At 53.2% G+C, this 21,208-nt stretch carries 17 protein-coding genes and 1 tRNA gene; 5 read left to right on the top strand and 13 right to left on the bottom strand.

The genetic code is table 11. The features are described from left to right. Positions 1-32 precede the first annotated feature (32 nt). The 3 genes from clpP to NTH01S_RS08255 form a co-directional block, all read right to left on the bottom strand. Entirely contained in the window at positions 33-674 is a 642-nt protein-coding gene (gene clpP, locus NTH01S_RS08265) for an ATP-dependent Clp endopeptidase proteolytic subunit ClpP (protein WP_068172289.1), read from the bottom strand. A gap of 151 nt (positions 675-825) precedes the next feature. Beyond that, positions 826-2,157 carry a trigger factor gene (gene tig / locus NTH01S_RS08260; protein WP_068172287.1) on the bottom strand — a complete coding sequence of 444 codons (1,332 nt, stop codon included), beginning with the start codon at positions 2,155-2,157 and terminating at the stop codon, positions 826-828. Between the two features lie 53 nt (positions 2,158-2,210). Then, a tRNA-Leu gene (locus NTH01S_RS08255) sits at positions 2,211-2,295 on the bottom strand. 448 nt (positions 2,296-2,743) lie between these two features. Here NTH01S_RS08255 and NTH01S_RS08250 point away from each other — a divergent pair. Beyond that, on the top strand, positions 2,744-3,196 hold the full coding sequence (locus NTH01S_RS08250) for a hypothetical protein (protein WP_068172284.1): 453 nt from the start codon (positions 2,744-2,746) through the stop codon (positions 3,194-3,196). 186 nt (positions 3,197-3,382) lie between these two features. On the opposite strand, the gene NTH01S_RS11775 is transcribed toward NTH01S_RS08250, so the two are convergent. Further along, positions 3,383-3,793, bottom strand: a complete 411-nt coding sequence (locus NTH01S_RS11775; RefSeq protein ID WP_157070916.1) for a hypothetical protein — start codon at positions 3,791-3,793, stop codon at positions 3,383-3,385. 427 nt (positions 3,794-4,220) lie between these two features. Here NTH01S_RS11775 and NTH01S_RS11770 point away from each other — a divergent pair, with 427 nt between their 5' ends. Then, positions 4,221-5,861, top strand: coding sequence for a DEAD/DEAH box helicase (locus tag NTH01S_RS11770; RefSeq protein WP_370664315.1), 1,641 nt, complete (start codon positions 4,221-4,223; stop codon positions 5,859-5,861). Next, a complete protein-coding gene (locus tag NTH01S_RS08240) occupies positions 5,833-7,176 on the top strand; it encodes a class I SAM-dependent RNA methyltransferase (RefSeq protein WP_306307473.1) in 1,344 nt (447 codons plus the stop codon). The genes NTH01S_RS11770 and NTH01S_RS08240 overlap by 29 nt, the downstream gene beginning before the upstream one ends. Here the strand turns inward: NTH01S_RS08240 and NTH01S_RS08235 are convergent. The 8 genes from NTH01S_RS08235 to NTH01S_RS08200 form a co-directional block, all read right to left on the bottom strand. Beyond that, complete coding sequence (locus NTH01S_RS08235) at positions 7,121-7,477, bottom strand: HesB/IscA family protein (RefSeq protein WP_068172281.1); 357 nt, start codon at positions 7,475-7,477, stop codon at positions 7,121-7,123. The two genes, NTH01S_RS08240 and NTH01S_RS08235, sit on opposite strands and share 56 nt — an antisense overlap. Positions 7,478-7,496: 19 nt before the next feature. Then, positions 7,497-7,850: an SUF system Fe-S cluster assembly protein gene (locus NTH01S_RS08230; protein ID WP_068172278.1), complete on the bottom strand. Its 354-nt coding sequence runs from the start codon at positions 7,848-7,850 to the stop codon at positions 7,497-7,499. A 7-nt stretch (positions 7,851-7,857) separates the two neighbouring features. Beyond that, complete coding sequence (locus NTH01S_RS08225) at positions 7,858-9,069, bottom strand: aminotransferase class V-fold PLP-dependent enzyme (protein ID WP_068172275.1); 1,212 nt, start codon at positions 9,067-9,069, stop codon at positions 7,858-7,860. Continuing rightward, positions 9,066-10,265, bottom strand: a complete 1,200-nt coding sequence (sufD, locus tag NTH01S_RS08220) for a Fe-S cluster assembly protein SufD (RefSeq protein WP_068172273.1) — start codon at positions 10,263-10,265, stop codon at positions 9,066-9,068. Before sufD ends, NTH01S_RS08225 begins: the two co-directional genes overlap by 4 nt. After that, on the bottom strand, positions 10,262-11,032 hold the full coding sequence (gene sufC, locus NTH01S_RS08215) for a Fe-S cluster assembly ATPase SufC (protein WP_068172271.1): 771 nt from the start codon (positions 11,030-11,032) through the stop codon (positions 10,262-10,264). The genes sufD and sufC overlap by 4 nt, the downstream gene beginning before the upstream one ends. 2 nt (positions 11,033-11,034) lie before the next feature. Then, the gene (gene sufB / locus NTH01S_RS08210) at positions 11,035-12,519 is read right to left on the bottom strand and encodes a Fe-S cluster assembly protein SufB (RefSeq protein ID WP_068172269.1); all 1,485 of its coding nucleotides are present in this window, start codon (positions 12,517-12,519) and stop codon (positions 11,035-11,037) included. An 11-nt stretch (positions 12,520-12,530) separates the two neighbouring features. Next, entirely contained in the window at positions 12,531-13,007 is a 477-nt protein-coding gene (locus tag NTH01S_RS08205) for an SUF system Fe-S cluster assembly regulator (protein WP_068172301.1), read from the bottom strand. Positions 13,008-13,118: 111 nt separating this feature from the next. Next, entirely contained in the window at positions 13,119-14,408 is a 1,290-nt protein-coding gene (locus NTH01S_RS08200; RefSeq protein WP_068172267.1) for a DUF445 domain-containing protein, read from the bottom strand. 183 nt (positions 14,409-14,591) lie between these two features. Between NTH01S_RS08200 and NTH01S_RS08195 the strand changes: the two genes are divergently transcribed. Beyond that, complete coding sequence (locus tag NTH01S_RS08195; protein ID WP_068172264.1) at positions 14,592-17,363, top strand: phosphoenolpyruvate carboxylase; 2,772 nt, start codon at positions 14,592-14,594, stop codon at positions 17,361-17,363. Positions 17,364-17,483: 120 nt separating this feature from the next. Further along, positions 17,484-19,046 carry a S10 family peptidase gene (locus tag NTH01S_RS08190; protein WP_370664314.1) on the top strand — a complete coding sequence of 521 codons (1,563 nt, stop codon included), beginning with the start codon at positions 17,484-17,486 and terminating at the stop codon, positions 19,044-19,046. A 128-nt stretch (positions 19,047-19,174) separates the two neighbouring features. On the opposite strand, the gene fusA is transcribed toward NTH01S_RS08190, so the two are convergent. After that, on the bottom strand, positions 19,175-21,208 hold a 2,034-nt coding region (fusA, locus tag NTH01S_RS08185; RefSeq protein WP_068172258.1), incomplete at its 5' end, for an elongation factor G.

The raw sequence follows: 21,208 nt of genomic DNA, 5'->3' as shown, positions 1-21,208 counted from the left end.
GCATCAGCACAAATGGCCGACGAGCACTCTCGTCAAGCGGCATCTCCAGCACTCGGGTGGCGGCGCACAACTTCGTCTACCAAACCAAATGCCTGAGCTTCTTCTGCTGAAAGATAGCTATCACGCTCCAGCTTCTGCTCAATATCCTCAAGCGTCTGCCCGGTATGCTCACGATAGATTTCATTCAAACGCTGACGAATAACCAGAATCTCACGCGCCTGAATTTCAATATCAGATGCCTGCCCCTGCGCTCCACCAGATGGCTGATGCACCATTACACGCGCATTCGGCAAACAATAACGCTTTCCTTTTTCACCACCAGCCAACAGCAAAGACCCCATAGAGGCCGCCTGACCGATACACACCGTACTCACCGGGCAACGAATGTACTGCATGGTATCATAAATTGCGAGACCAGCCGAAACAACGCCACCAGGGCTATTGATGTAAAAGGAAATTTCTTTCGTCGGATTAACGCTCTCGAGATATAAGAGCTGCGCGCTAATCAATGATGCAACCTGATCATACACAGGCCCCGTCAGGAAAATGATACGTTCCTGCAAAAGACGGGAGTAAATATCGAAGGCTCGTTCACCGCGCGCAGTCTGCTCGACTACCATAGGTACAAGCGCGTTACCGAATACCTCGACGGGATCGTGGTTCCCAATGGCCATGCTGTCTCTTCCTCGTTGCCCTCGGGCTATCAGCTTCCTAACATGGCCCCACAACGTTGCGCCGTCAAAGGGCTCGACGCAGGAAAATCACACAAACATGCCATATGGGGCGAAGAATGTACTTTTTCTTCGCCCCACAAGGACTAATCAATCAAAGATCAGCAGCAGGGATCTCTGAAAGCTCTTCCGGCGTCACTTCTTTTTCAGTCACGTCAGACAGCTCAATCAAGTAGTCAACAACCTTGTTTTCCAAGATTGGGCCACGCAGACCTTCAACCGCCTGCGGGTTCTTAGAGAAGAACTCAAAGACAGCCTTTTCTTGACCAGGATAGCGCTGTGCCTCTTGCTGCATCGCACCAATCAGCTCTTCACGGCTCACCTGAATCTCTTGCTTACGGCCGATTTCAGCCAACAAAAGACCCAGCTTTACACGACGCTCTGCAATCCGGCGATAATCTGCGCGCAAGGTCTCTTCATCCTTGCCAGCATCTTCTTCGTCCATATTGCCGGACTTACGATCTTCTTCAACGCGAGCCCAAATCTGACCAAATTCCGCGTCAACCATGCTTTCTGGAGCATCGAAATCTGTCTTTTCAGCCAGAATATCGAGCAGCTCACGCTTAATACGTAGACGGGACAACTGGGTGTATTCACCTTCAGCTTGTTCCGTTACAATCTTACGTGCTTGATCAATGCTTTCGAGACCAACCGTCTTTGCCAGTTCATCATCAATCGCCGGATCAATCGCCTTCTTCAGAGCATTTGCCTTGATGTCGAAGGTTGCTTCTTTACCAGCCAGCTCAGCCGCCTGATAATCTTCCGGGAATGTCACGGTGATGACTTTTTCTTCACCGGCCTTCAGACCTTCAATCTGCTCCGCGAAACCCGGGATGAAGCCTTCACCACCGATTTCAACGTTCACATCTTGAGCGGTACCACCGTCAAATGCTTCACCATTGACCTTACCGACGAAGTCAACGTTAACAACGTCACCCTTCACAGCAGCACGATCTTCTTCGATCGTTTCAAAGGTGCGGCTACGACGTGCCAACTCACCCAGAGCCTTATCAACAACAGACTCATCAACCTTAGCGGTCAGACGCGTCAGCTTAAGACCCGCAAAGTCTGGAACCGTGATTTCCGGCAGAATTTCAACTTCAACCTTGAACTCAAGGTCACCTTCGCTATCCGGCGCAGATACCAGATCCACCTTCGGCTGCGCAGCCGGGCGAATGTTCTGCTCTTGCATCACGCGACCAGTTGCGTCGTTTACAGCTTTTTCGAGCAGTTCAGCATTCACGGAAGCGCCATAACGCTGCTTAACCAATGAAACAGGAACCTTACCCGGGCGGAAACCCGGCAAGCTAACTGTCTTAGCGACTTCAGCCAAACGAGCTTTCCGGTCAGCCTGCAGATCAGCAGACGGAACAACGACGGTGAAGGCGCGCTTAAGTCCTTCGTTAAGCGTAGGCGTAACCTGCATGAGCCAGGCGATCCTCTCAGGTCGGGTATAAATAAATTAGGGGAAAAACGGGTTGGTGCGGGCGGAGGGACTTGAACCCCCACAGCTTTCGCCACCAGAACCTAAATCTGGCGTGTCTACCAATTTCACCACGCCCGCGCATGCAACCGTTTTTCAAGGGTTCGTCCTGAAGAGAACCCTGTGAAGCGCCGGATTTAGCGCATCTTTCTTTTTTTCACAACCGGGTAACGGGAAGTTTTTGCATTTGATTGCATTCTTCCTCTTTTTTCTCTCAACGCACAGCAGCAGCACTCCGGCAAACCCACAACATGCCTCGCCTTACCTTGCCCTAGACAATTAGAGAATATCATCACAACATTTGAGGAGGAGCCATAAACACAACATTCATCTGACTCACATCACGCCACCACACCTCCGAATCGTCATAACCATAGCCCCAGCACCTTCCCAAACACCACACCCACCGGACAGCACCCAACGAACCCTCACAGCAACGACGGTTACCTCTGGCGTTCAGCCCCCTCTCCCGGTACAACCCATCTAAAATATAAAACATGCGAAAATCGCCGTCATATTGGAGCAATTCATGAGCGCTTATATCGTTTGGAGCCTCGTACTCGCCGTCCATCTTTTAGGCATTGCTTACTGGGTAGGCGGCTCACTTTACACAACGCTTGTGACGCGCAGCTCCGTCAACCTGCTCGCCCCCACACCACGCGCTACCGTACTCTTACAAAGCTATGCACGATTTTTCCGTGGCCTTTGGCACGTTATGGGCGCGACGCTCATAAGCGGATGGGCCATGATCTTTCATGATGGCGGCTTCGGCGCCGTCCCCATGGCTATTAACGTGATGCAAGGCCTCGCCCTTATTATGGCGATCATTTTTGTTACCACGGTGCAAGGCCCCTTCCGTCGCGCACGACGCGCCCTGCGCCCATCACCTGAAATTTTTGCAACATTACGCCGCCGCACAGCCATCATGGCATTCTGCGGCATTCTGACCATCATCACCGCAGCTTTCGCAGGCACACATTAAAAACCGTCACCCAAAAGCCTCCTCTCCGCTCTTCATTTTGCCTTTCGCAATATGATCATGGTGCAATTGCTTGCCAATTCGCTCCAGAGCCGATAACGGAGCACAGTAAGGCTGCATGGGGCAGCCTGACCCTCAAAACCGGTAACGATCCCTTCGGATCAACTCCGCCAACGAGAATTTCGAGAGTCATTTGAACGCGAAAACGACCTCCGGTCCCTCCAAGCCCCGCACAACCACTCCCCGCAAAAGAGGGCGCAAGGTTGCACAGGATACTGTTGCAACCCCTGCTCCAGATGCGCCATCAGCCTCCGATGACGCTTTGGCCAGCGACGCACCTGCGGACGTTACAGCATCACTCAGCACAACAGCTGACACTGAAAAACCCGTGCGCAAGCGCGCACCACGCCGTAAAAAAGCAGAAGCTGAGGCAGCGCCCGCAGAGACCACCATCACAAAGAGCGCTAGCACAGAGATTCTCGCACCTCCAGCAGACGCACCTCCCCCTAAGCGGCGCGGGCGCCCACGCAAAACACCACCTGCACCCATAGAAAATAACACAAACGCCTCCGTTGTAACGCCCCCCACAGAACCGGACACTGAAACAGCCCCTAAACGCGGCCGTATAGCACGGGCAAAATCTGCCCCGTCCAATCTCCCGGCCGACAGCGTAGTGGCGGAAGATACAACCGCATCTAAGCCCGTGCGCCGTCGGGGTCGCCCCAAAAAAACAGAGGCGATTACGTCCCCTGCGATCGATGCGCCTGAGGCAACCAGCCTGCCAGAACAACCTCCCGCTCCAGCCGTGGATGAGCTCTCGACAGCAGAAATCACGCCGCCACGCCGCCGTGGTCGCCCTAAAAAAATTCAAGATTCTGTTGCTGAAGCGCCTTCTATAGCGATCACCGAGGCTCAGCCTGCGAAGAAAACACGACGTTCCCGTAAAGCCGCTAGCGCATCTACCGCTCCGGCAGAAACGCCCGTAGTACAAAAACAACAAACCGATAGTGTTACCCCAGCGCCAAACATAGAGCCTCAGGTACAACCCCACGCCGATACGACGCCCGTAGAAAATACGCAGACCGAATCGGCTCCCGTTGCCAATGAAACACCCCCCCCTGCTCCGGCAGAGGACGGCCGCCCGCTCTTTGCCTCACTTCCATTGAGTGAGCCTATTATGCAGGCAATTCAGGAATTGGGTTATCTCCACCCGACTCCCATTCAGGCGCAAGCCATTCCTGAAGTCTTAAAAGGGCATGACGTTCTCGGCGTTGCACAAACGGGCACCGGCAAAACAGCCTCTTTCACGCTGCCAATGCTCGAAAAGCTCTCCGGCTCCCGCGCACGCGCACGCATGCCACGCTCACTGATTCTGGAGCCAACGCGCGAACTCGCGTTACAAGTCGCTGACAACTTTAAACTCTACGGCAAGTATCTCCGCCTCTCTCACGCCCTGCTCATCGGCGGTGAAAGCATGGCCGAGCAACGCGAAGTGCTCAACCGTGGTGTTGACGTCCTGATTGCAACGCCAGGTCGTTTGTTGGACATGTTCGCACGCGGCGGCTTGCTCATGACGCAAACAAGCCTATTCGTGATCGATGAAGCTGATCGTATGCTCGATATGGGATTCATTCCCGATATCGAGAAGATCGTGACATTACTGCCACCACACAAGCAAACACTCTTTTTCTCCGCGACAATGGCGCCTGAAATCCGTCGCTTAGCCGATAGTTTCTTACGCCAACCCGTCGAGATCACCGTCTCGCGCCCCTCTTCTGTAGCATCGACCATCGACGAAAAGTTGATCATCGTTGAAGAAGACACGAAGCGCCGCGCTCTGCGTAAAGTATTACAGACCCTGACCGCCCAAAACGCGATCGTTTTCTGTAACCGCAAACGTGATGTTGATATGCTACAGCGCTATCTGACCAAGCATGGCTTCGCCACAGGCCATCTGCATGGTGATCTTGCACAATCCTTACGATTCGCAACGCTTGAGCGCTTTAAATCTGGCGATCTACAAATCCTCGTTTGCTCCGACGTCGCAGCACGCGGCATTGATATTGGCGGCCTGTCTTACGTCTTTAATTACGACCTTCCCTTCAATGCGGAAGACTATGTACACCGAATCGGTCGTACAGGCCGTGCAGGCAAACAAGGACACGCCATCAGCATTGCCACACCAAAAGACCATGAACTGGTGGAGGCGATTGAAAACCTCATCGGCAAAGCGATTGAACCAACCACGTTCCCTACGATAGAAACCATCGGCTGGGATCATGTCCCTGCGACAGAAACCACCGTTCCTTCTCAAGTGGCACCACAAACATCACCAGAAGAAGACCCCTCACTGTCTTCTGGCGAAGGCAAAAAGCGCAAGCGTCGTCGTGGTGGGCGTAACAAGCGCAACGGCCAAGATGTACATGCGGATAATGCAGCAGATATCGTGCCAACAAGCATTCCACGTCAGGAAGAGCCCGTTCACGCACATGGCGTCTCCATTGAACTCGCACCAGCCTTTGAAAATGACGTGCCGCGCACAGGTTTTGGCGGCGACACACCCGCTTTCATGCTGATCCCACGCCGGCGCCGCAATCTCGTACCAGCGCAGGATGCAGACCGTAACGAACCGATCCAACATGATGGTCGGCATTATGGCGATGAATAATATGGAAAACGGCGTTTTAAACACAAAAATCGAAGGCTTAGGCACGACGGGAGACGGTGTATTTTACCATAACGGTAAAACCTATTTCCTGCCAAACACCCTACCCGGTGAAACGGTATCATTCCGCTTCACCGGTGAGACACCTGAGCTCATTACTGTTCTAGAGCCGTCAAACAACCGCGTCACACCACCTTGCACCCTCTTTGAGGCTTGCGGGGGCTGCTCTGTGCAGCACATGACGCTACCCGCTCTCTTGGACTGGAAAACAGACCGGATCACACGCCTCTTTGACAGCGTCTTTGTGAACCCTCCCACACCAGATCAATATCAAGCTCCACCGCGCACGCGTCGCCGTATGGATCTCGCTATTCAGCGCGTTACAGGCGGTGTACATATCGGCCTCCACGCACGCGCAGGTGAACCCGTTGATATGAGCGAGTGTGATGTCCTCACGCCTGAATTATTTGACCTGCTCACTCCTCTGAGAGAGGTCCTTTCGGGTATCGGTGCCATCACAGGCCGTGCTGACCTACAAATTAACTTGCTAGATACAGGGCCGGACCTCACCCTCTCCACGCCGGCCCCTTTAACAACGGCAGACCGGACGAAGTTAGCAGCCTTCGCACGTGAACATACGATTCGTCGCATCGCGTGGACACCGCTTGGTAAACGTGAAATTGAAACCGTCGCTCAATCTCGCGCACCCTATATCCGCTTTGGCTCGGCCGACGTCACACCCCCACCCGCCGCTTTTTTGCAAGCTTCAAAAGAGTCAGAAAAAGCAATTCAAAATGCTGTTCTAGCGGGGCTTCCTACGCTCAACAAAAAAGATATTATTGTTGAGCTTTATGCGGGTTGTGGCACCCTAACTTTGCCCCTGTCCGATCAAGGACGCGTCATCGCATATGAAGGTGATGCTGAAGCTGCTGCCAGCTTGCGTACCGCCTCTGGCGGACGACGCATTGATGCGCATATGCGTGACCTCGTACGGCAGCCGCTCTTACCGCATGACCTCAAAACCGCACGAGTGGTCGTCCTAGACCCGCCCTATACTGGCGCAGGTCCACAAATCGAACCACTCGCGCGCTCTACCGTGCGTGATATTATTTACGTAAGCTGCAACCCGGCTGCACTGAAAAAAGACCTCCAAACCCTGCATAAAGCCGGATTTGAACTCATCCGCAGCACGGTTGTGGACCAATTCTTATGGTCCACGGAAATCGAAACCGTTGTCGTGCTTTCGCGTGATCCAAAACGGATCAAACGTGAAAACTCTCGCCGCAACCGCAGCGCCCCTTCTCATTCGGATTCTTGAATGTGAAGCCGGATTCGAGGTCCTTGACCTCGTAATCCATCACGCTACCGATCAAAAAGAGCGTCGCCTTATGGTCTACCAGTAAGGTTACGCCTTGATCTTCAACGCGTTCATCGGTCGGCGCAGCTTCCGACACGAATTCCATTTCATACGACAAACCAGAACAGCCTCGCGTGCCCACACGCACACGCAGCAATTCACCTTTATGCGCCCCTTGATACAAAGCCTGTAAGCGCGTTGCTGCACGCTCAGTCAGTGTCATCATTGCAGGAAGCGGGCGGCGGGAAGCTGTTTCAGACATGCTATAAACTTCCGATCAATCAGAACATATTTAGCGCAAGACGCGCATCGTCACTCATACGACTAATATCCCACGGCGGATCCCAAACAATTTCCACCGTGACAGTCGTCGCCTCTGGCAATTGAGCAATCGCCTCACGAACCATCTCAGGCAACTCTTGCGCACTTGGGCAATTAGGGGCCGTAAGGGTCATTTCGACATGAACTCGGCCGTCATCATGCAAATCAATGGCATAAATCAGACCCAGTTCATAAATATTGACCGGAATTTCCGGGTCATACACCGTAGCAATCGCCGCAATCACAGCATCCTGATCTGGTGCAGATCCCTGAGTAGCCGGCACATCAACAGTCTCTTGCGGTTGATCGCTCATCACTCTCTCAACTTAACATCATATGGGCGCGCTCAAGGCCCACGCACAGAGCATCGATGTCTTCTTTGACAGAATACACACCAAAGCTCGCACGCGCCGTTGCATGAAGCCCTAATTTACGCACCAAAGGTTCCGCACAATGTTGCCCTGCACGAATGGCAATACCCATCTGATCAAGCAACGTTGCTAAATCATGTGGGTGCGCTTTCTCCATTACGAAAGACACCACACCACCACGCTGAGCAGGCGCACCCAAAACACGTACACCCTCAAGCGCATTAAGGCGCTCAACGGCATAATCCGTCAGAGCTTTCTCATGCGCTTCAATCGCGTCATAACCAATCCGCTCAACAAAACGAATTGCTTCCGCAAGCCCAATCGTTTCCAAAATCGCAGGCGTACCCGCTTCAAAACGATGCGGCACACTTGCCCAAGTTGCCCCTTCAAACGAGACACTCTGGATCATCTCACCACCACCCATAAAAGGCGGCATTGCATCGAGAAGCTCCATACGTCCCCAGAGCACACCAATGCCCGTTGGTCCGTAGAGTTTATGGCCAGTGAACGTGAAGAAATCCGCCCCAATAGCCCGCACATCAACGGCGCTATGCACCACCGACTGCGAACCATCGAACAAAATCTTCGCACCATGCGCATGAGCCAATTCTGCCAGCTTTTTCGCTGGCGTCACCGTCCCTAAAACATTGGACATATGCGTAATCGCTACGAGCGCGACCTTGCCATCTGCCAATAAAGCCTCATACGCGCTTAGGTCTAAATCCCCATTCTCTAAAATAGGGGCAACCCGCAACTCTATGCCGATACGATCCCGCAGCATCAGCCACGGAACAATATTGGCATGATGTTCCAACTCAGAAATCAGAACCGCTTGTCCGGGCTTTAAAAGCCCACCAAAGCTATGCGCGACGAGATTAATCGCCTCTGTACTGTTCCGTGTAAAAACAATCTCATGGCGATCTGGCGCATTCAAAAATGCAGCGACCACATCACGCGTCGCTTCATACGCTTCCGTCGTGCGCTCACTCATCCAGTGCAAGCCACGGTGAATGTTTGCGTATTGATGATACGCCGCCTTTTGCATGGCATCCATCACACAAATAGGCTTCTGCGCAGAAGCCGCGCTGTCTAAAAAGACAAGCGGCTTCCCATGCACTTCTTCCTCAAGAATAGGAAATTGAGCGCGCAGTTCTGGTGTCACGATACAAAACTCCGCAAAAGCAGATCGCGCAACGTCGCATCTTCAAGCAGCTCAACAGCATCCAGCAAGAATGCCTGAACCAAAATATCACGCGCTTCTGCGGCTGGAACACCACGTGAACGCAGATAAAAAAGCTGCTCATCATCCAGCGCACCAACCGTTGCGCCATGACTGCACTTCACGTCATCTGCGTAGATTTCGAGCTCAGGCTTGCTGTTAATCTGTGCTTTCTCAGACAGTAGCAAAGCTTGGTTCATCTGATAGCCATCCGTTTTCTGGGCAATACGATCCACAAGGATCTTACCCTGGAAAACACCTTGGCCATTTTCGGACAGAACCGTCTTCACCGTCTGGCGTGAATTGCAATCCGGTGCGGCGTGATGAATGAATGACGTCAGATCATTCAAACGCTCTCCATCCACACGCTGCACGCCATTGATATGCACTTCCGCATGACTTTCTGCGAGCGTTGCCGCCACTTCATGACGTGCCAGTGCACTACCTTGATTTAACGTGAAGCTGTTATAAACACCCTCACCTGAAACCTTGGCCGACACAAATGCCAGATGGAACGCATCCGCGCTATCACGTTGGATTTTTACATGCTGCAAACGTGCACCACGGCCAACTTTGATGCTCAAACGCGGGTTCGTCAGATAACGCCCTTCACCAGCATTCACTTCATACAGCGTTAGAGAAGCACCGTCCTCCAACACAATACGATGGTGCAGATGAGCGGAGACATCTGTACCCTTCGTGATATTCGCAAGGGTTAAAAAGCCCGCATCCTGCCCCGCAGGCACACGCAGCGCCACACCGTCAGACGCCAGAACATCATTCAGCAATACCGAAAAACGGCCTGTCTCTGAATCCGCTTCAGACAAGGCAGGAAGTGCTTGCGCGCAAGGCGGCAAATCCGCCTGCACAACACGCCCATTCCCAAAGACTGCACGATGTCCCGTCTCAGGCAATGGCAATGTCGCCAGTACGGCATCCACATCAGCCTGCGTCACCACCGGTGCAGCCGACCACGCAATAGCGGATACGGCACGCAGCGGCGTATAGCGCCATGCTTCAACCCGGCGTGTAGGTACCCCGGCTTGCTTCAGTGCATCGATCGATACATGCCCTGCCTCAGCGGCTCGCGCAACAAACGCGTCAAGCGCTGGGGCTACCGGCAAGGTTGCTTGTGTCATACTGCGGCCTCAAGAAACTGAGCATAGCCTTGTTTTTCCAGTGTCTTCGCGACTTCTGGACCACCGCTATGGATAATGCGTCCCTTGGCCATCACATGCACACGATCAGGCACTAAATGATCCAACAGGCGCTGATGATGCGTAATCACCAAAGCGGAGAAATCAGGGCCACGCAGTGAATTCACGCCTTCTGCGACGATGCGCAGAGCATCAATATCGAGCCCACTATCTGTCTCATCCAAAATCGCCAAAGAAGGCTGCAAAAGACGCATTTGGAGAACTTCGTTGCGCTTTTTCTCACCACCAGAGAAGCCAACATTCACTGCACGCTTCAACATTTCGTCTGACATAGACAAACGCTTCGTTTCCGCACGCACAGCCTTCAAAAATGCGACTGCATCCAGCTCATCTTGCTCACGAGCCCGGCGTACGGCATTCACCGCTGTACGCAGGAAGTTCGCATTGTTGACGCCCGGCAGTTCAACCGGAGCTTGGAACGCCAAGAAAACGCCCAGCGCAGCACGCTCTTCCGGCTCTAATGCCAGCAGGTCTTCGCCCTTAAACAGCGCTGAACCACCTGTCACTTCGTAATCATCGCGGCCAGACAGAACATAGGACAGGGTCGATTTACCCGATCCATTCGGTCCCATAATCGCGTGGACTTCACCCTTAGGGATGGTCAGATCAATCCCTTTGAGAATGTCCTTTGGCGTACCATCGGCATCGATACGAGCCTCGAGGCCCCGGATTTCAAGAAATTCAGACATTGTTAACCTACACTTCCCTCGAGGCTGATCTGAAGCAACTTCTGTGCTTCAACCGCAAATTCCATCGGCAGTTCTTTAAGAACCTCACGGCAGAAGCCGTTGACAATAAGCCCTACCGAATCTTCTTCCGACAACCCGCGTGAGCGGCAATAAAAGAGTTGATCTTCTGATATCTTAGACGTGGTGGCTTCATGCTCCACACGCGCTGTCATATTCCGGCTTTCAATATAGGGCACTGTATGTGCTCCACAACGGTCACCGATCAAAAGACTATCACACTGCGTGAAGTTACGTGCATGGCGCGCACGCGGCTGCATCCGCACCAATCCACGATACGTACTGTCCGACTCGCCCGCAGAAATCGTCTTCGCGATAATCGTTGAGCGCGTATTCGCTCCCAAATGAATCATCTTGGTACCGGTATCCGCTTGCTGATGACCATTCGTCACCGCAACAGAGTAGAACTCTCCAACGGAACCTTCTCCAGCCAAAATGCACGACGGATATTTCCACGTGATGGCCGAACCGGTTTCAACCTGCGTCCACGAGATTTTTGCACGTGCACCACGGCAAATACCACGCTTGGTCACAAAGTTATAAATACCGCCACGACCATTTTCATCGCCGGGATACCAGTTCTGAACGGTCGAATATTTAATGGATGCATCATCCATCGCCACCAATTCAACCACCGCTGCGTGAAGCTGATTTTCATCACGCTGTGGCGCTGTGCAGCCTTCAAGATACGATACACTGGCACGCTCTTCCGCGATGATCAGCGTCCGCTCAAACTGCCCCGTGTTCCGCGCATTAATACGGAAATAGGTGGACAGTTCCATCGGGCAACGCACACCCTTCGGTACGTACACGAATGAACCATCCGTAAAGACCGCAGAGTTCAACGCAGCGAAGAAGTTATCACCGACTGGCACAACCGTACCGAGATACTTCTTCACCAGCTCAGAATGTTCACGAATAGCTTCTGAGATTGGGCAGAAAATAACCCCAGCTTCTTCCAGCGTTTTACGGAAGGTCGTCGCAACCGAAACGCTGTCAAACACCGCATCAACAGCAACAGGCGGGCGCGCTTCTTCTGCACCTTCTACACCCGCGAGCAGTGCTTGCTCATGCAACGGAATACCGAGGCGTTCATACGTGCGCAGCAATTGCGGATCAACTTCATCGAGGCTCTTAGGGCCCGGCTTCTTCTTCGGCTGAGCGAAATAATGCGCGTCTTGATAATCAATCGGCGGATGACTGACCTTCGCCCATTCAGGCTCTTTCATCTCCAGCCACGCGCTATAAGCCTGCAAGCGCCACTCTAACATCCATGCGGGCTCAGCTTTACGCTCCGAAATCAAACGGATGGTATCTTCATTCAACCCTTTCGGGGCGATTTCCATCTCGATATCGGTTTCAAAGCCCCATTCATAGCTGGACTTAGCAAGCTTTTCGACGGCCTCACGAGTTTCGGTAACGGCTGGCATGATCTTCGTCCTTACTTCACCGGTTCCACAACAGAAGAAGCAAAACCTGCATCCTCTCTCGTTGAACCGCCACGGGCACTTGATGAAACATCGTTAGGCCCTTGCATATCGGCAAGTGTGATACGGTTAAGCGTTTCGAGAATGGCATCATTTACCATATCCCACTGACCTGAGAGGCCGCATAGCGCACTGTGCTCACACTCACGCCCATCACAGCATGCTGTGATTGAGATTGGTCCATCTACAGCGGCAATCACCGTTGCGATACTGACATCCTCTAAGGAACGCGCCAAACGGTAACCGCCCCGCGCTCCACGATGGGAAATAACCAGTTGGTGCCCGGCCAGTCCTTTTAACAGTTTTGCTACAGTTGGCTCAGGCACGCCCGTTTCATGGGCCAGTGCCGACGCCGTAACCAGTTCTTCATAACGGCCTAACCGTACGAGAATAACTGTGGCGTAATCAGCAAGTTTGGAAAGCCTGAGCATCACACCCACTCAAACATTGAATTCACATTTAAGACTCATTGAGTCCTAATTGGGGTTGGGATTGCCCCATATCTTCTGGCCGGTCAAGATAATTGACGTACACCATGCCGTTCAAAGCCCCGCCACAACACGGAAGACCCCTTCCAACACAGCCCCCACCAAGAAACCAACCACCGTACCGTTCACACGCACATAAGCGAGATCACGCCCGACACCAGCCTCTAACTGTGCAGAAAGCGCCTCACCATCCCACCGCGCAATGACCGACATCATAAAGGTTTTCATTTTTTCCCGCAGTTGCGGCAAAAAGGCGAAAACCCCACGTTCTATCAACGTATTTGCCTTCTGACGTATCCCCTCATTGCTCCGCAACAGACTTGCAAGACCATCGACCGAACTAGCCAGCACAGCAGCACTCCACCCATCCGTACGCCGACTATCATCTTCCGCCATACGCCGAAACTTTAGCCACAGCTCTTGGCACCACGCACGCAACACATCGTGTTGCAGCACAGAGGACACACCTTTCACAAATTCGTTATGGTACCCTTCACCACACTCCAACTTCTCAATTTCGCGGCACACCCAGCGTGTAAACCCCTGCCGCAGGGCCGAATCCATTGGGTCAATCCGCTCAATTTCTGTTTGCAGCGACTGAAACACCCGGCTTGCCACTGAACTCCCCAGCGCCCACCCCACAAAACGCCCACCCTGCTCACGCACGCGATCTTCAACAAAATCACGCAGTTCATCTTCTCGTGCCGCTAAAGCCTCTTGAAGCTTACTGATCAGGAAAGAAATCACCTCCTGATGCATCTCGCTCTCAACCATTGCGCGCAGCACACGCGCCACCAACGGCGCCATTTCTTCACCGTTCAGCGCAACAGCCATGATGTTTGCCATCGCAGTCCCTGCCCGTCCGTCCTCAATACGTGCGAACAGATCAGGCAAACTCCCCTGCATAGCGAAAATTAAACTTTCTCGTGTCTGTGGGTCTTCCAGAACTTTCGCAACAAGACCCGGCACATCAACTTTGCGCAAAACACGCCGTATTTCATCATCCGCAAAAAGCTGATCGCCAACAAAGCGCCCTAAAGCACGCCCAAGCCGATCCTTCTGCCGGGGCAATATGGCCGTATGCGGGATTGGAATGCCCAGCGGATGCCGAAACAACGCCGTAACGGCAAACCAATCCGCCAAACCACCAACGACACCAGAACGTGTTCCCGCCCTAAGAGTATCCAACCAAAAATGGTGTTCCCCGGCGGCCCGCGTGCTTAGCCATGTCGTCAGACCAGACGCCACGCCCATAATAACCAAAAGCGCCTCAGCTTTACGCTTAGGGGATACTCCTCCCTCTTGAGAGAGAGGCTTTACGGCGGATAAGCGAGATGTTTCCATACTCTCCCGTTACCATCATCCGTTTTTTCTGTCGCGCCCTTCTCCCTCGGAAAAGGCAGCTTTATGGGCAGGGGTGTTGCACAGCCGCGCAGGTCATGAAACAACCGTCAAACACATAACGTGCAGCCACAAACGGCTCCGCGCGTTATCTCAACGCAATTTTGTTTCAAGTGAGACCGTCCGATGTCCCAACTTAGTTCCCGGCTCGATCCCACCCTCTCTGCTCGTATTGAGGAACTCGTAGCCTCTCTTGAACAGGAACATGACGGCCTCGCCAGCGCAATTCAGCGTATTGAAACCCAGTTCCCAACAGGTACGAACACAGACACCCTGCCTGAACTCACAGAAATCGTCCGTACCCTTCGTGATGAACTTTTTGTCGAGCGCGCAGAGAATTTACGCCGCTATGTCGGTCTGCAAGACGCCCCACCTGCAGAGCGCCTGACCAACGTCTCTCAAAAACTAGTGCAGCAGGCACAAACAGCCGAAGACTTGGCTCGCCCGGGGATCGCTGCAGTCTTTACAGCGCACCCTACTTTTGCTTTGGCCGATGATGTTTATGCTCATTTAGCAGAATGCGCGACATCACCAACAAAAGCAGTAGAACAGTTTACCACGCATCGCCGTACCACCCCCCCAACACTTAGCCATGAACAAGGCCTAGCCCTTGACGCCATCTTGCGTGGCCGTGATGCTTTGGATGAATTCACAACATCCCTTCTCCAAGCCATGAAAGAACGATGGGGCGCTGACGCTATCGCCGCCATAGACCCATCTCCAATTATTTTGGCAAGCTGGGTCGGGTTTGATACCGATGGCCGTACCGATATCGGCTGGTGGGATACGCTCCGCATCCGCTTAGAATTAAAACTCGCACAGCTTTCTCGTTTAGACGGCAGCCTCTCCGCACTCGGCCTTGAGCACACAGCTCTCGCCATGCGTGTTCGCCGCGCTATTCAAGCAGTACGCACACAGCACGAAGCTTGCCCTACAGGCCGCGATGCGAGCGTTGAGCAAATCCAGCACTTTGCCCTCACGCTGATTGCCCATCACGAAGCCGCTCTCGATCACGCCCAAGCCCTAGCACCACTCTTCCGTGATGCTGCATCCGGCCTAAACGAAGAGCAAACCCTAAGACTGCACACGCTGCGCGCTGGCTTTATGAGCCACGGGCTTGGCATTGCGCACATCCACACACGCCTCAACGCAGCACAGATCTATAACGTCGCCCGTTCACGCTTGGGCCTCTCAGACGACCCGGCGCTACCACGCCGTCGCCGTGTGCTCATGTCCAAAATCAACACCGCGCTAGATGAACTGACACCACGCCATGTTGATTTCGGCGCCCTACTCACCGAAACGGCCTCTGCTGCGCGCCTGATGATGACCATGGCGCAAATCCTCAAACATGTGGATAGCGGCTCCCCCATTCGCTTCCTCATTGCCGAGACAGAAAGCGGCTACACACTGCTTGCCACCTTGTGGCTGGCCCGCCTCATGGGCATCCAAGACCACCAAATCGAAATTTCTCCTCTTTTCGAGACAGAAAGCGCCCTCGAAAACGGTGAAACCATTCTGGAAGAGGCCTTCCACTCACCACATTGGCGGAACTACCTTCGTGCCAATGGGCGCCTCTCCCTCCAATTCGGCTATTCCGACTCAGGCCGCTACGTCGGGCAACTCGCGGCTACCAACTTGGTCGAGCGCCTCCGTATGCGGACCCTGGCCCTCCTCAAGGAACATGACCTTGAGGACGTCTCTCTCACCTTGTTTGACACACACGGTGAAAGCATTGGCCGCGGCGCACACCCCTTCTCACTCAGCCAGCGCCTAAACTACTTCTCCCCTGCTCGCACACGTGCCGCCCTGCATCAGGCAGGAATCCGTCACCGCGTCGAAACAGCCTTCCAAGGAGGAGATGGGTACACACTTTTCGGCACACATGAACTCGCATCATCAACCCTCGCAACGCTTGCCGAACACATCACAGACATCCCCGAAGCGCACGAAGATCCCATCTACACGCGCCCTGATTTTGCCGCTGACTTCTTCTCAACCATCGCCCTTGATATGGCCGCATTGGTTGATGACCCCGGTTACGCAGCCCTGCTCAGTGCATTCGGCCCATCCCTCGTGGATAAAACCGGATCACGCCCCTCCGCACGGCAATCAGACGCGGCAACGGTGACACAAATCACCCACCCCAGCCAGCTCCGCGCCATCCCGAACAACGCCATTTTGCAGCAGCTCGGCTGGTGGGCGAACGTACTCCACGGTTTAGGCAATGCAGCCCAACGCCACCCGGAGACCTTTGAAGAGTTACTCCAAGCCTCCCCACGCTTCCAAGGAGCCATGGATTTTGCACGCCAAGCCCTTGCACATTCCGATCTAGATGTACTGCGTGCCACCATCCGCCAACTTGACCCGGGCACATGGCTCGACCGTGCCACACAAGCTGAAGATGAAGAAAAACGACAATCCTACCTGATCATCTCAGATGGCCTGGAAGCGCTACGCTTCTGGACCAGCGCCCCCGCCATGTTCCGCCGGATTCAAGCCGACAATATTGCCCTGCGCAGTGTATGGTCAGAAGCCCCACGTATGGCCGCACGTGAAAAGCTTCTGCACGCTCTACGCTTTGCTCTTATTAACCGCATTTGGCTCTTAGCGTCCCAAATTCCTTATTTCGGACCACGCTCCAACCTAACCCGCGATGGTATTACTCAATTAGCCCTATGCCTTGATGTCCCCCGTATGCTGCATATTCTGGAAGAACTCTTCCCTCTTGCGGCCCCGAGCATTGCCCATATCAATTTTGGTGAGCCACGGGATCAAGAAACAACGGAAGGATTCACGGCAGAACATGAAGAGCTTTTCCGCCCTCTAGCACGCCATTTTGAGCTCCTGCGCGAAATTGGCATCGCTATCATGCATGCAAACCGTGCCTTCGGCTAAGATTAAAGACACACAACCTATCTTGTCGACAGCGTAACGTCTGCTAGGAAAAGAGCTTAACGTCAGCACGGAAGTACCTCCATGTTTCGTAAAGCTCTTCTTTCTAGTCTTGCATTTTCAATGCTTTCCTCCACCGTACTGGCTGCTACACCTGAGCAGCCAGTACCAAAGGTTAGCGCCAACGCTGATAGCGTAACCCACGGCACGGTTGTGGTGGACGGGACAACCATTGCCTATCGTGCCGTTGCCGGGACCATCCTCGTCCACGGCGCCGCTTATGATGATTCATCTGACATACTGAGCAAGCGCGGCGTAAAACTGCCTGAGCCAAAAGATGATGATGCGAAAAACCCACCCGTCGCATCCATGTTCTACACAGCATATTTCAAAGATGGCGCCCCTTCCGCACGCCGCCCCATTACATTCTTGTATAATGGTGGCCCCGGATCAGCCTCTGTATGGGTCCATATGGGCACATTTGGCCCACGCCGCGTGAATACCCCAGGTGACACACACCTTCCGGCTGCCCCATACCAGCTCATCAACAACCCACAGTCTCTGCTCGATGTATCAGACGTTGTTTTTGTCGATGCGCCCGGAACTGGTTTTTCACGCATTGGTGGCAAAGACGCAGACAAAACCTTCCTCGGCGTTGATGGCGATGCCGAAGCCTTTACGCATTTCATCGCGCAATTCTTGGGGAAATATGACCGCTTCAACTCACCCAAATATCTTTTCGGTGAGAGCTATGGCACGATGCGTTCTGCTGTGGTCATCAATAACTTAGAACAAGAACAGAATATCGACTTCAACGGCGTTATCCTGCTGTCCCAAATTCTCAATTATGACAACAGCGCAGATACACCACAATTTAACCCCGGCATCGATAATCCTTACGTCCTAGCATTACCGACCTACGCCGCCACGGCATGGTATCATAAAGCCCTGCCGACCACACACCCGGACCTTAAAGCCTTCCTCGCCGAAGTCGAGCACTTTGCTCTGAATGACTACACACTCGCCCTCGCACAAGGCAGCGATCTGCCAGAGCAACAACGTACAGCCATTGCTCAGAAACTGCATGATTATACTGGGCTTCCAGTAGATTATATTCTCAAATCTAACCTGCGCGTAAATGGTGGCCAGTTCGAGCAGCAACTCCAAGCCACGACTGGCACTGCAACAGGCCGTCTGGACACGCGCTATTCTAGCCCAACAATCGACCCCATGAGCAAGGAAGTGGAATACGATCCACAATCTAGCGCCATTAGCTCTGCTTACGTCACGTTGTTTAATGACTATGTCCGCACAACACTCAAATATGGCTCAGATGAAACCTATCATCTGTTCAATACCGCAGCAGGACGCTGGGACAACAAACACACACAACCAAGCGGCTATCCATCCGAAGGCGTCCCGAATGTTATGGCTGACCTCGCCATGGCCATGAAAACCAACCCCAACCTGCATGTTATGCTCAACGCAGGCTATTACGATCTCGCCACCCCATATTTTGAGGGCATGTATGAGATGAAACACCTGCCCATTCCAGATGCACTGCAAAAGAACATCGAATACGCTCAGTATGATTCCGGCCATATGGTGTATGTGGACCCGAAATCTCTGCAGCAACTGCACGACAATGTCGCAACCTTCATCCGCAAAACGGATAACCTACACTAACGCAATAATCATGGCAGGTGAGTTCCTCTCACTTGCCAACACATAACGCGACCACACCACATGGCATAAAAAAAACCCCGCCAGCAGTGCTGACGGGGTTTTTCCGTATCCTAAAGAGGATGGAGCAATCAGGAAGACTGCGCCATGATCTCTTCTGCCACGTTGCGCGGCACTGGATCGTAGTGATGGAACTGCATGGTGAAGGATGCACGACCCTTCGTTGCAGAACGCAGATGTGAAATGTAACCAAACATTTCCTTCAGCGGAACCTGCGCACGGATCATGACCGTTGAACCTGACGTTTCTTGGCTCTGGATGATACCACGACGACGGTTCAAGTCACCGACAACGTCACCAACGTGATCGTTCGGCGTGGTGATTTCCACATCCATGATCGGCTCAAGAATAACCGGACCAGCCAGCTTCATACCTTCACGGAAGCAAGCCTTAGCCGCGATTTCGAAGGCCAGAGCCGACGAGTCAACGTCATGGTACTTACCGTCAAGCAACGTGAACTTGAAGTCCACCGTTGGGAAGCCTGCCATCACACCCGTTGAAGACTGGTTACGAATACCCTTCTCAACAGCTGGGATGTATTCACGAGGAACCGCACCACCAACAACCTTGTTTTCGAAGATGACTTCGTCAGGCTTGTCAGAAGGAGCAAACTCAATCTTGACTTCAGCGTACTGACCCGAACCACCAGACTGCTTCTTGTGGGTGTAGGTATGAACATATGGCTTCGTGATCGTCTCACGATATGCCACCTGTGGTGCACCAATGTTCGCGTCAACGTTGTATTCACGACGCAGACGGTCAACGATGATGTCGAGGTGAAGCTCACCCATACCGGACAGAATGGTCTGACCCGTTTCTTGGTCTGTCTTCAGCTGCAGGGAAGGATCTTCCGCCGTCAGCTTCTGCAGAGCCAGCGTCATCTTCTCAACAGCATCCTTGGTCTTCGGCTCAACAGAAATGTCGATCACCGGAACCGGGAACTGCATACGCTCCAGAACAACTGGGTCAGCTGCGTCTGCAAGTGTATCACCCGTGACCGTGTCCTTCAGACCGACGAACGCAGCAATGTCACCGGCACCAACCGACTTCACTTCCTGACGCTTGTCAGCATGCATTTGGAACATACGGCCAACACGTTCCTTGTGGCCCTTCGTCGTGTTCAGCACTGTATCACCAACGCTCAGAACACCACGATAGACGCGAACGAAGGTCAGCGTACCGTATTTGTCAGAGATGATCTTGAACGCAAGACCTGCGAACTTACCATCTGGGTCAACCGGAACGATCGGCAGGAAGTTTTCGTCAACTTCTTCGTCTTCCGGTGGAGCAATACGAATGCCTTCAACTTCATCCGGAGCTGGCAGGTAGTCGATTACTGCGTCAAGCAAAGGCTGAACGCCCTTGTTCTTAAACGCCGTACCACACATAACCGGACGGAACTCACCGCTGACAGCGCCCTTCTTGATGCACTTCTTCAGGGTAGCGATGTCCACTTCACCCTTTTCGAAGTACTCTTCCATCGCTGCATCATCAACAGCCAACGCTGTGTCGAGCAGGTTCTGGCGAGCTTCCTCAGCCTTTTCCTTCAGGTCAGCTGGGATTTCTTCATAATGGAACTTAGCGCCGAGTTCGCCGCCTTCCCATACGATCGCACGCATTTCAACCAGATCGACTACGCCGACGAAGTTTTCTTCAGCACCAATCGGCAGTTGCAGCGGGATAGCAACGATATCGAGCTTTTCTTTCAGCGTGCTGAAAGCATAGTCGAAGTTCGCACCCGTACGGTCGAGCTTGTTGATGAAGATGATACGCGGAACGTTGTAACGATCTGCCAAACGCCAGTTCGTTTCAGACTGCGGCTGCACACCGGCCACGCCTTCAATCACGAAGATAGCGCCGTCAAGCACGCGGAGCGAACGGTTCACTTCAATGTTGAAGTCAATATGGCCCGGCGTATCAATGATGTTGATGCGGTTACCGTTCCACTCACACGTCACAGCAGCGGACGTAATCGTGATGCCACGCTCACGTTCTTGCGCCATGTAATCGGTGGTGGTGTTACCGTCATGCACTTCACCAATACGGTGAGACACGCCCGTGTAGTACAGGATACGCTCGGTTGTTGTGGTCTTGCCGGCGTCAAT

The sequence above is a fragment of the Neokomagataea thailandica NBRC 106555 genome (assembly GCF_001598495.1).
Lineage (GTDB): Bacteria > Pseudomonadota > Alphaproteobacteria > Acetobacterales > Acetobacteraceae > Gluconobacter > Gluconobacter thailandicus_A.
The sequence above is the reverse complement of the archived record's forward strand: the minus strand, read 5'-3'. Positions and strand labels throughout refer to the sequence as shown.